The organism is Cellulomonas sp. P5_C6 (genome assembly GCF_054049635.1).
Window position 1 is genome coordinate 38091 of record NZ_JBFULZ010000004.1, and the last position, 8742, is coordinate 46832.

At 73.0% G+C, this 8742-nt stretch carries 8 protein-coding genes; 2 read left to right on the forward strand and 6 right to left on the reverse strand.

The window, feature by feature from the left end; translation table 11 throughout:
• The first annotated feature begins 138 nt into the window (after positions 1-138).
• Both acnA and ACXJKG_RS01165 read left to right on the forward strand, forming a co-directional pair.
• A complete protein-coding gene (gene acnA, locus ACXJKG_RS01160) occupies positions 139-2883 on the forward strand; it encodes an aconitate hydratase AcnA (RefSeq protein WP_456843924.1) in 2745 nt (914 codons plus the stop codon).
• Positions 2884-2988: 105 nt separating this feature from the next.
• Positions 2989-3837: a hypothetical protein gene (locus tag ACXJKG_RS01165; protein WP_456843925.1), complete on the forward strand. Its 849-nt coding sequence runs from the start codon at positions 2989-2991 to the stop codon at positions 3835-3837.
• A gap of 25 nt (positions 3838-3862) precedes the next feature.
• Here ACXJKG_RS01165 and ACXJKG_RS01170 read toward each other — a convergent pair whose 3' ends face one another.
• From ACXJKG_RS01170 to ACXJKG_RS01195, 6 genes are read right to left on the reverse strand one after another with little or no spacing between them, the layout of a single operon-like run.
• Positions 3863-4300 (reverse strand): DUF1801 domain-containing protein, encoded by a 438-nt coding sequence (locus ACXJKG_RS01170; RefSeq protein WP_456843926.1) that lies wholly within the window; start codon positions 4298-4300, stop codon positions 3863-3865.
• Positions 4301-4304: 4 nt separating this feature from the next.
• Complete coding sequence (locus tag ACXJKG_RS01175; protein ID WP_456843927.1) at positions 4305-4916, reverse strand: isochorismatase family protein; 612 nt, start codon at positions 4914-4916, stop codon at positions 4305-4307.
• A gap of 40 nt (positions 4917-4956) precedes the next feature.
• Complete coding sequence (locus ACXJKG_RS01180; RefSeq protein WP_456843928.1) at positions 4957-5829, reverse strand: aminoglycoside phosphotransferase family protein; 873 nt, start codon at positions 5827-5829, stop codon at positions 4957-4959.
• A gap of 1 nt (position 5830) precedes the next feature.
• Complete coding sequence (locus tag ACXJKG_RS01185) at positions 5831-6517, reverse strand: NUDIX hydrolase (RefSeq protein WP_456843929.1); 687 nt, start codon at positions 6515-6517, stop codon at positions 5831-5833.
• Positions 6514-7206, reverse strand: a complete 693-nt coding sequence (locus tag ACXJKG_RS01190; protein ID WP_456843930.1) for a type 1 glutamine amidotransferase — start codon at positions 7204-7206, stop codon at positions 6514-6516. The genes ACXJKG_RS01185 and ACXJKG_RS01190 overlap by 4 nt, the downstream gene beginning before the upstream one ends.
• A gap of 5 nt (positions 7207-7211) precedes the next feature.
• Positions 7212-8666, reverse strand: a complete 1455-nt coding sequence (locus ACXJKG_RS01195) for a GuaB1 family IMP dehydrogenase-related protein (RefSeq protein WP_456843931.1) — start codon at positions 8664-8666, stop codon at positions 7212-7214.
• Positions 8667-8742 lie beyond the last annotated feature (76 nt).

An 8742-nucleotide genomic window follows, 5' to 3' on the forward strand; every position in this document is an offset into this window, starting at 1 on the left:
GCCCGCGAGGATGTATCTTGATGTCGAGATAGTTCGCGACCCCGGCCCCCGTAGGCTGGGAGGTCGCACCGCCCAGCGGCCCGGGTGACCCCCATCCCCGGCAGCACCACCGGCAGACTCGCCAGCGAAGGAGCCCCCGTGAGCAGCGTCGACAGCTTCGGTTCGAAGGGAACACTGGAGGTCGGTGACGCCTCCTACGAGGTCTACCGCCTCTCGGCCGTGCCGGGGGTGGAGAAGCTCCCGTTCAGCCTCAAGGTGCTCGCCGAGAACCTCCTGCGGACCGAGGACGGCGCGAACATCACGGCCGACCACGTGCGCGCGCTCGCCGAGTGGGACCCGGACGCCCAGCCCGACACCGAGATCCAGTTCACGCCGGCCCGCGTGATCATGCAGGACTTCACCGGCGTGCCCTGCGTCGTCGACCTGGCCACCATGCGTGAGGCCGTCGTCGACCTGGGTGGCGACGCCAGCCGCATCAACCCGCTCGCGCCCGCCGAGCTGGTCATCGACCACTCCGTGCAGATCGACGTCGCCGGCCGCGCCGACGCGTTCGAGCGCAACGTGGCGCTGGAGTACGAGCGCAACCGCGAGCGCTACCAGTTCCTGCGCTGGGGCCAGACGGCGTTCGACGACTTCAAGGTCGTCCCGCCGGGCACCGGCATCGTCCACCAGGTCAACATCGAGTACCTGGCCCGCGTCGTCATGGTCCGCGACGGGCGCGCGTACCCCGACACCTGCGTCGGCACCGACTCGCACACGACGATGGTCAACGGCCTSGSCGTGCTCGGCTGGGGCGTCGGCGGCATCGAGGCCGAGGCGGCCATGCTGGGCCAGCCCGTGTCGATGCTCATCCCGCGGGTCGTCGGCTTCAAGCTGACCGGCAGCATCCCGCTCGGGGTCACGGCGACCGACATCGTGCTGACCATCACCCAGAAGCTGCGCCAGCACGGCGTCGTCGGCAAGTTCGTCGAGTTCTACGGCGAGGGCGTCGCGGCCGTGCCGCTGGCCAACCGCGCCACCATCGGCAACATGAGCCCCGAGTTCGGCTCCACCGCCGCGATCTTCCCGATCGACTCCGTGACGATCGAGTACCTGCGCCTGACCGGGCGCTCCGAGGAGCAGCTCGCGCTCGTCGAGGCGTACGCCAAGGAGCAGGGCATGTGGCTGGACCCGACGCTGGACAGCTACGTCCAGCCGGTGTTCTCCGAGTACCTCGAGCTCGACCTGTCCACGGTGGTCCCGTCCATCGCCGGCCCGAAGCGCCCGCAGGACCGCATCGAGCTGTCGCGGGCCAAGGAGCAGTTCCAGCGCGACCTGCCCACCTACGCGCCCGAGGTCACCAACGGGGTCGACGAGGCCGAGCGCGAGTCGTTCCCCGCGTCCGACTCGCCCGCGATCACCTCGTCCGCCATGCGCGTGTACCCGACGACCGACACCCAGGGCCGCTCGTTCGACCTGTTCCACGGCGCTGTCGCGATCGCGTCGATCACGAGCTGCACCAACACGTCGAACCCGTCGGTGATGATCGCCGCGGCGCTCGTCGCCAAGAAGGCCGTCGAGAAGGGCCTGACCGCGAAGCCGTGGGTCAAGACGTCGATGGCGCCCGGCTCGCAGGTGGTCACCAACTACTACGAGAAGGCGGGCCTCTGGCCGTACCTCGAGAAGCTGGGCTTCCACCTGGTCGGCTACGGCTGCGCCACCTGCATCGGCAACTCGGGCCCGCTGGACGAGAAGGTCTCGGAGACCGTGCAGGAGCACGACCTCGCCGTGGCCGCCGTGCTGTCCGGCAACCGCAACTTCGAGGGTCGCATCAACCCCGACATCAAGATGAACTACCTGGCCTCCCCGCCGCTGGTCATCGCGTACGCCCTGGCCGGGACCATGGACTTCGACTTCGAGTCGGACCCGCTGGGCCGCGACGAGGCCGGGCAGCCGATCTTCCTGCGGGACATCTGGCCGACGCCGGACGAGGTGCAGTCCACGATCGACGCCTCGATCGACCGCGCGATGTTCACCAAGGACTACGCCGACGTGTTCACGGGCGACGACCGGTGGCGCGCGCTGCCGACGCCCGAGGGCGACACGTTCGAGTGGGACCAGGACTCGACCTACGTGCGCAAGCCCCCGTACTTCGACGGGATGCCGGCGCAGCCCGCGCCGGTCGTCGACTTCCACGGCGCGCGGGTGCTGGCCAAGCTGGGCGACTCGGTCACCACCGACCACATCAGCCCGGCCGGCTCGATCAAGGCCGACAGCCCCGCGGGTCTGTACCTGGCCGAGCACGGCGTGGGTCGTCGCGACTTCAACTCCTACGGTTCGCGCCGCGGGAACCACGAGGTCATGATCCGCGGCACGTTCGCCAACATCCGCCTGCGCAACCAGCTGGTCCCCGGCGTCGAGGGCGGGTTCACGCAGAACCTGCTCACCGGTGAGCAGTCGTCGATCTACGACGCCTCGCAGGCCTACCAGGCCGCCGGCATCCCGCTGGTCGTCCTGGGCGGCAAGGAGTACGGCTCGGGCTCGTCGCGCGACTGGGCCGCCAAGGGCACCAGCCTGCTGGGCGTCAAGGCGGTCATCACCGAGAGCTTCGAGCGGATCCACCGCTCCAACCTCATCGGGATGGGCGTGCTCCCGCTGCAGTTCCCGGAGGGGGAGTCGGCCGACTCGCTCGGCCTGGACGGCACCGAGACGTTCGACATCACCGGCGTCACCGCGCTGAACGAGGGCACCACGCCGAGCACGCTGGCCGTGACGGCGACGAAGGCCGACGGCACGGTCGTGGCCTTCGACGCGGTGCTGCGCATCGACACCCCCGGCGAGGCGGACTACTACCGCAACGGCGGCATCCTGCAGTACGTCCTGCGCTCGCTCGTCAAGGCCTGACGCACTCGTCCGCGAGCCCGGTCCCGGTCGGGGCCGGGCTCGCGGCGTGCTCGGCACGGGTGGCCACGCGTTGTGAGGGCGGACGGCGCGGCCTAGCCTCGCGGGATGACCGATGAGCGCCAGGTCCCGTTCGGTCCGGCCCCTCGGCCCACCAGCGACGCGGAGATCGCCGGCCGGGTCCGAGAGCTCCTGTCCACCCTCGGTGGGCCCGGTGCTCGCGGGCTGGACCAGGTGGTCGTCACCGCGTCGCTCGACGGCGCCGACATCTCGGCACTGGTCGTCGATGCCTCCGGCGTCGCGATCGATCTCGACGGACCGCACCCCATGCGCCCCTCCGCCGTCGAGGTCGCGCACCGCGAGCCGGCGGTCCTCCACAGGCTCGAGGTCGTCGCCCACCCGGTGACCGTCGCGGCTGTTCCCGTGGACGTCGACATCGTCATGAGCGAGGTGCCCTTCGCCTGGGCCACCAGCTCCAAGGACGAGCTGGTCATCGAGGTGCAGCCACCGTCCCAGAGCGCCCCGGTGGTGGGTACGGCCCGGTTCTCCGCGCCCCGGAAGGACATCGAGGCCGCGGCGCGGGCGATGCTCGGCGACGAGCTCAGGAAGCGGGGGTTCACGCTGACCGCCCTCGACATCGAGCTCGAGAACCTCGGGCCGCGCGCGCTGTCCGTGCGCGCCGAGGCGACGGTGAGGAAGAGCGTCGTGCGCGCCGCGGTCGAGGTGACGGCCGAGGCCCGGATCGACGACGCGCTCGTGCTCTCGGTCCGCGACGCGGAGATCTCCAGCAGCAACCCGATCGTGAGCGCGCTCGTCGCGCCGTTCCGCTCGAGGATCGCGGCCGTGGCAGCCCGCAGGATCGACCTCGCTGCCCTGCTCCCGGCGGGCGTGTCCGTCACCGACGTGAGCGTCGTCGCCGGCGTCGACGACGTCGTCGTCTCCGTCGCGGTGGGGTAGGGAGCGAGGTTCGACGCCTCGACCGTCAGGAGAGACGGGTGCCGAACCCGCCTGCCGTGACCGTGGCGTACGAGCGGCGCACGACCTCCTCGAGGACGGCCAGGTCGACCGTGTCCAGGTCCTTGACGTAGAGGCAGCCCCTGCCGAGGGTGTGCGGCCCGAGGGCCGCCAGGAGGTCGGCGTGCGCGTCGACGCCGTCGGGGAGGTAGATCGACGTCGCACCCCTGCGTGGCGAGAACCCCGCCGCGGCCATGTCGCCCTCGCGGCCCGACGGGTAGCGGTAGTGGTACGTGCCGAAGCCGACGATGCTCGGGCCCCACATCCGCGGCGGCTGCCCCGTCACGCGGGTCATGAGGGCCACCAGGCGCTCCGCGTCCCGCCGTCGGACCGGGTGGTCCACCGCCGCGATGAACGCGGCGACGTCGGCGTCGGTGGCCGTCGTCTTGTTCGGGGTGTCCGCCACGGCCTCAGTCCCCGGGCTGTGCCGGCACCACGGCGATCCCGGCGGTGGCGAGCTCGTCGAGGGCGGCGGCCGAGGAGTCGGGTGCCACACCGGCGACGAGCTCGGTCAGGACGCGCACGCCGAATCCCGCGTCCTGGGCCTCGAGCGCCGTCGCGCGGACGCAGTAGTCGGTGGCCAGGCCGACGACGTCGACGCTGTCGACCCCGTGCCGGCGCAGGGTCGTCGCCAGGTCTGCGGTGTCCGGCCCGGCGCCGAGGATGCGCCCCTCGAACCCCGAGTAGTCCTGGCGGGACTCGCCCTTGACCACCTCGACCAGGCTCTCGGCCGGCAACCGGAGGTCCGGGTGGTACTCGGCGCCACGGGTGTGAGCGACGCAGTGCACGGGCCAGGTGTGGACGTAGTCGGGCTCGACGCCGTCGGCCGCGAAGTGCCCGTCGTTGGTGTCAGGCAGCGGAGCGTGCCAGTCGCGGGTGGCGACGACGAGCTCGTAGTCGTCCGCGTTCGCGTTCAGGTACGCGGAGATGCCGGCGGCGACCCGGGCCCCACCCGTGACGGCCAGGGAGCCGCCCTCGCAGAAGTCGTTCTGCACGTCCACGACGATCAACGCGGTGCTCATGACGACCGGCTCCGTTCCCTCGGTGCGAGCCTAGGCCGACTCACCCGTCGGCGAGGGCCTGCGCGATCCCGTGCCGGCCGATCTCCGCGAGGGTCGGGTGGTCGACCGGGTGCATCTGCAGCATGACCGCCATGTGCAGCGCCCAGGCCCGTGCCCGTCGCCACGTCGCGTCGTCGTACGCGAGCCGGTCCCGGAAGGCCGCCCGTCCCTCGGCGTCGAACGTCAGCCACGCGGTCGACAGGTCGGACGCCGGGTCGCCGGAGGTCACGTCCCCGAAGTCGATGACCGCCCGCAGGTGACCGTCGTGGACCAGCAGGTTCGCCGGGTGGGGGTCGCCGTGCAGCCAGAGGGCCGGCCCGTCCCAGTCGGGAGAGGCTGCCAGCGAACGCCAGGTCTCGAGGATCCGGTCACGGTCGGGCAGGGCGAGGGCGTCGAGCCGTTCGCGCAGCGCGGGCTCGCGGGGCGCGATCGGGACGCCGCGGAACGGGTTGACCGGCGCGTCGTCGGGCGCGGGACGGTGCAGCGCGACGAACACGTCGGCCAGGTGCGTCGCCCACGCCGTGCGACCGGGCACGGGGGTGCGGTGCGCGGCCACGGCGTCGAACCACGGCACGACGCTCCATGGCCAGGGGTAGGTGGCCGACGGCAGCCCGACGCGGACGGGGACGGGCACGTCGACCGGCAGGCGCGGCGCCAGGACCGGCAGCCAGCGCTGCTCGTGGGCGACCAGGGGAGCGGCGATCTCGCGGACGGGGAACCGGGCGGCCAGGTGGTCGCCCAGCCGCCACAGGGCGTTGTCCCAGCCGGTGCCGGCCCAGGTCAGGGGCAGGTCGGCCAGGTCGGGGTGCTGCTCGGCCAGGAGGGCGCGGGCGAGCTGCTCCGTGACCTCGATCTCGGGGACGGGATGGACCACCTCAGCGGGCCGAGACGATGCGGTGGACGTCGTACGGCACGGACCAGCCGAGCGCGTCGAACATGCGCGCCAGCACGATCCCGGTGAACCCCCAGACCAGCAGGCCGTCCACGGTGAACGCCGGCGTCCGGACCACGCGGCCCCAGCGGGTGTGCTCGACGCTCGCGCGGTGGGCGGGGTCGAGCAGGTCCGCGACGGGGACGCGGAACACGTCGACCGTCTCGGCATGATCGACCGCGGCGACCACCGACGGCCTGGTCCACCAGGCCGGCACGGGGGTGACCAGGTGGTTGCTCACCGGGACGGGCAGCGGCGGGAGGGTGCCGAGGACGTCGACGCCGGACGGGTCCAGCCCGACCTCCTCGACCGCCTCGCGCAGGGCGGCCTCGCGCGGCCCGGCGTCGTCCGGCTCCAGGCGTCCGCCGGGGAACGCGATCTGCCCGGCGTGGTGGCCGAGCGTGCCCGAGCGGCGCTGGAGCAGCACGTCGAGGTCGCCGGCCACCGCGGGGGTGTCGGCGCGCGCGGGCAGCGCGTCCAGCACGCCGAAGAGCACCAGCACCGCGGCCGGTCGGGCCGTCGAGGGGTCCTCGAGCACCCGCGCCGGGTCCATCCGCCAGTCGATCCCGCGCGTGCACAGGTCGACCAGCTCGGCGCGCGCCCCAGCCTGCTCCGGGGTCGGGTCGGTCATCCGCGGGCCCGGACGAGCTCCCCGAAGCCGGCGAACATCTTCTCGGCGGCAGGGACCAGCCCCGGCAGGTGACGGGCCCCGGCGGCCCGGATCTCCTCGATCTCGTCCTCGCCGAGCTCGGCGACCATGTCCGGCGTCGAGAGCCAGAGGTCGAGCATCCCGGCGTCGAGCTCGGGGTGGAACTGCAGGCCCAGCGCGCTGCCGGCGCGGAACGCCTGCACGGGTGTCGCCTCCGTCGAGGCCAGGAGCGTCGCGCCCGGGGGGAGGTCGACGGCGTCGGAGTGCCAGTGCAGCACTGTCGGCCGGGTGCCCAGCGCGCCGAGCACCGGGTCCTCCACGTCGATGTCGACGGGAGCGAAGCCGATCTCGGTGGCGGCGCGCAGGTGCAGCCGGGCGCCCAGCGCGAGCGCGAGCAGCTGCATGCCGAGGCACACGCCGAGCACCGGGACGTCGGCGTCGACCGCGGCCGCGAGCAGCGCGCGCTCGGCAGCCAGGCCCGGGTGACCCGGCACGTCGTCGGCGTCCATCGGTCCGCCCATGACGACGACGCCCGAGATCTCGTCGAGCGACGGGAGCCGCGCATCGTCGAGGTCGATCACCGTGCGGACCCGGATCGGCGCGTCGAGGCCGCGGGCGATCAGGCCCGGGCCCTCGTGCGGCGCGTGCGTGACCACGAGGACGGGACGCATCGCGCTCACCACCCGTCGGGCAGCGGGCGCCCCTCCTCGTAGCCCGCGGCCGACTGGATGCCGACGACCGCGCGCTCGTGGAGCTCGTCGATCGACGTGGCGCCGACGTAGGTCGCCGCCGAGCGGACGCCCGCGGTGATGGTGTCGATGAGGTCCTCGACGCCGGGCCGGCGGGGGTCCAGGAACATCCGGGAGGACGAGATGCCCTCCTCGTACAGCCCCTTGCGCGCCCGGTCGAACGCCGAGCCGCCGCGGGTGCGGGCGGCCACGGCACGCGCCGACGCCATGCCGAACGACTCCTTGTAGAGCCGGCCGTTGCCGTCCTCGTGCAGGTCGCCGGGGGACTCGTGCGTCCCCGCGAACCACGAGCCGACCATGACCTGCGACGCGCCGGCGGCCAGTGCGAGGGCGACGTCGCGCGGGTGCCGCACGCCGCCGTCGGCCCACACGTGCTTGCCCAGGCGACGGGCCTCGGCCGCGCACTCGAGCACGGCGGAGAACTGCGGGCGGCCCACCGCGGTCATCATGCGCGTGGTGCACATGGCGCCGGGGCCGACGCCGACCTTGACGATGTCCGCGCCGGCGGCGATGAGATCGCGCGTGCCCTCGGCGGTGACGACGTTGCCCGCCACGACCGGCACCTGCGGGTCGAGCGAGCGGACCGCGCCGAGCGCGTCGAGCATCTTGCGCTGGTGGCCGTGCGCGGTGTCCACGACGAGCACGTCGACGCCGGCCTCGAGCAGCTCGAGGGCCTTCTGCTTGACGTCGCCGTTGATCCCGACGGCCGCCGCGACGCGCAGGCGCCCGTCCGCGTCGACAGCCGGCTGGTAGATCGACGAGCGCAGCGCGCCGACCTGCGTGAGCACGCCGACCAGCTCGCCGTCGCGCACGACGGGGGAGAACTTGCGGCGCGAGGCGTGCAGCTGCTCGAACGCCGCCTCGAGGCCGCGCAGGCCGCCCTGCTCGACGACGGACAGGTCGACGGTGCTGGGCTGGGCGCTCATCACCTCGGAGACCTGGGTGAAGCGGTCCACGCCGCCGCAGTCGGCCTCGGTGACCACGCCGACGGGCTTGCCGTCCTCGACCACGACGGCGGCGCCGTGCGCGCGCTTGCCGATGAGCGTCAGCGCGGTGTGCACGGTGTCGTGCGGGCTGACGACGACGGCGCTCTCGATCACGGTGTGGCGCGCCTTGACGGACGAGACCACCTCGGCCACGACGTCGGTGGGCACGTCCTGCGAGAGGACGGTGATGCCGCCGCGGCGGGCGACCGTCTCGGCCATCCGACGACCGGCGACGGCGGTCATGTTGGCGACGACGATCGGGACGGTGGTGCCGGTCCCGTCGACGGCCGTGAGGTCGACGTCGAAGCGGGAGGCGACCTCGGAACGCGACGGGACGAGGAAGACGTCTCCGTAGGTGAGGTCTGAGGTGGCCGCGTGGCCAGGCAGGAAGCGCATGGGTGTTCCCCTTTCCGGTCCATGGTAGTCGCTCGGGGGYGGCTCTTCACGGGGCCTCCACACGGGCCTGACCTGC

Bases quoted from the DNA above. Each gene is read 5' to 3' on its own strand.
- ACXJKG_RS01165 (WP_456843925.1), top strand. From the start codon at position 2,989: ATGACCGATGAGCGCCAGGTCCCGTTCGGTCCGGCCCCTCGGCCCACC.
- ACXJKG_RS01175 (WP_456843927.1), bottom strand. From the start codon at position 4,916: ATGAGCACCGCGTTGATCGTCGTGGACGTGCAGAACGACTTCTGCGAG.
- ACXJKG_RS01185 (WP_456843929.1), bottom strand. From the start codon at position 6,517: ATGACCGACCCGACCCCGGAGCAGGCTGGGGCGCGCGCCGAGCTGGTC.
- ACXJKG_RS01190 (WP_456843930.1), bottom strand. From the start codon at position 7,206: ATGCGTCCCGTCCTCGTGGTCACGCACGCGCCGCACGAGGGCCCGGGC.
- ACXJKG_RS01195 (WP_456843931.1), bottom strand. From the start codon at position 8,666: ATGCGCTTCCTGCCTGGCCACGCGGCCACCTCAGACCTCACCTACGGA.